The following is a 1,701-nucleotide window of genomic DNA, read 5'->3' as shown; positions in this document are numbered from 1 at the left end:
GTGCGTGGTTCGACGACTTTCAGTCGTCGGCACCGAAGTGCGCTAACCCACCTACTTCAGTAGGTGGTAGTTAAGTTCATGTGACTTACACTAAAAACGTTATACTTAACATGTTCTATATCAATAATGCCGTTTTAATGATAGTAGACGATTTATAGAAGCCTCAGTGGTTGAAGCCATTGAGGCTTCGCCGTTTATTGTCATTAAATAAATGTGGGGAAAATTCGACTTACCGATTCAATTTAATTTTTTCGCTATTGAATTCAATATAAAAAGGATTAAATTGGAACGCCTTGAATATCGTCTGAAAAGGTTCAGGGAAAGTCATGCGTGATATTGATAAAAATCACAAAAATAAAAAAATAAAAAAATAAAAAAATAAAAAAATAAAAAAATTAAAAAACAATCCGATCATTTTATTCCTTACAAAACGACGTATGATTTGCGGTTAACGAAAAGAGAACCCAATTTAATCAACATACTGATGCAAGTTCAGGGGTATGAATATGGCTTTTTTACGGTGTTAGGTGTCCGCCCTTTATCACAACGCGGTAACCCGAAAAGCACATCCATTTATGTCGTGCGGTGCCGATGTGGTAAATACGCCGTCAGATCACTCAGGGTCATCAGAAACCCGGCGAATATGAATGACATGTGTGAGCATTGTCGTCACCTGTACAACCTGAGACGCAGAAACCGCTTTCTGACTGAAGGGAAGGATGTTGATTTGTCAGAATTAACCGGCATTACCGATAAAAAGCCCCTGAACATTAAAGAATAAAGGAGCGGCATTGCGCTTGAATCTGAGCTCCCTGAGCGTGTAAAAACCGTGGGGCAGAGATCATCGCACTGACATTGACCCGGTTTGATGCACACGCTACCATCGAAATGTGATTAATAGTGATCTGTTCGCCTGTGAGGATCACCCGTTCGATGGCGAAAAAAGCTCCCGTAGCCTGCAAGGGAGCGCATTACCCAGCGGTATATCTGCGCACTTTTGGAAGCAGTTATCGTCAGACAATAATCCACCGTCCGGCGATGAAAGTTATCCGGTGTGATTCACGACCGGCTTATCACGCAATACGAACAGCGCAGGCTTTGCGTTGTCCCGAATACCGACGATAAACGTCCTGAATGTTGTGCGGCGTCACTTGCGTAAAAGCAGTGCGATTACCAAGTGACGCCGCTAAGCGGCCAACGTCCAGAGCACATTCGGCCTGCCTTTACGATCCATTTGATCCCCGTATTACTCAAAGTCACCCATTGTTACGGGCCTTTTTCTGTCTGAATCGACTAGCTTCGTTTGTTTTTTTAACCCACTGCCTGGCAACAGGCTGATACCGAAAAAAGGAGAAATTACCCACGTTACGATAATGAGGCGTTCATCCTGATTGAATCAGGTACTGAACGGGGAGCATGTATCGCTGTGCTGAGCACGTCGCGAGCTCCTGCAAAAACTCAACACCACCTTCGCTCTGCTACACATTATCTGACGCACCACGGAACGGTGAACCTGAACCGACACGCAGAGACTGGTTTTTAAAATGAATAAAAAAACGAATGAAAAATGAATAAAAACAGAGGCAAAGTGACAGGAGATGCGGAGATGGCGCAGAAATCAGCACGTTCAAAAGTTGAGCGGTTCAGGAAAGAATTTATCACTCATGCCCGAAAAGCCGGCGGGAGTTTTGCCACGGTCTC

At 44.1% G+C, this 1,701-nt stretch carries 2 protein-coding genes and 1 pseudogene; all 3 read left to right on the top strand.

Annotated elements, in window-relative coordinates; translation table 11 throughout:
* The first annotated feature begins 442 nt into the window (after window positions 1–442).
* Window positions 443–781, top strand: a complete 339-nt coding sequence (locus Xsze_RS21355; protein WP_244431867.1) for a hypothetical protein — start codon at window positions 443–445, stop codon at window positions 779–781.
* Between the two features lie 152 nt (window positions 782–933).
* The gene (locus Xsze_RS21985) at window positions 934–1,125 is read left to right on the top strand and encodes a hypothetical protein (RefSeq protein ID WP_141557248.1); all 192 of its coding nucleotides are present in this window, start codon (window positions 934–936) and stop codon (window positions 1,123–1,125) included.
* Window positions 1,126–1,606: 481 nt separating this feature from the next.
* Window positions 1,607–1,701, top strand: a pseudogene (locus tag Xsze_RS23060) (integrase domain-containing protein); the annotation flags it as partial.

This window comes from Xenorhabdus szentirmaii DSM 16338 (genome assembly GCF_002632585.1).
In the GTDB taxonomy this organism is placed as follows: domain Bacteria; phylum Pseudomonadota; class Gammaproteobacteria; order Enterobacterales; family Enterobacteriaceae; genus Xenorhabdus; species Xenorhabdus szentirmaii.
The sequence above is the reverse complement of the archived record's forward strand: the minus strand, read 5'-3'. Positions and strand labels throughout refer to the sequence as shown.

Excerpts from the sequence above, each read along its gene's own strand:
- Xsze_RS21985 (WP_141557248.1), top strand. The coding sequence starts at position 934 with ATGGCGAAAAAAGCTCCCGTAGCCTGCAAGGGAGCGCATTACCCAGCG.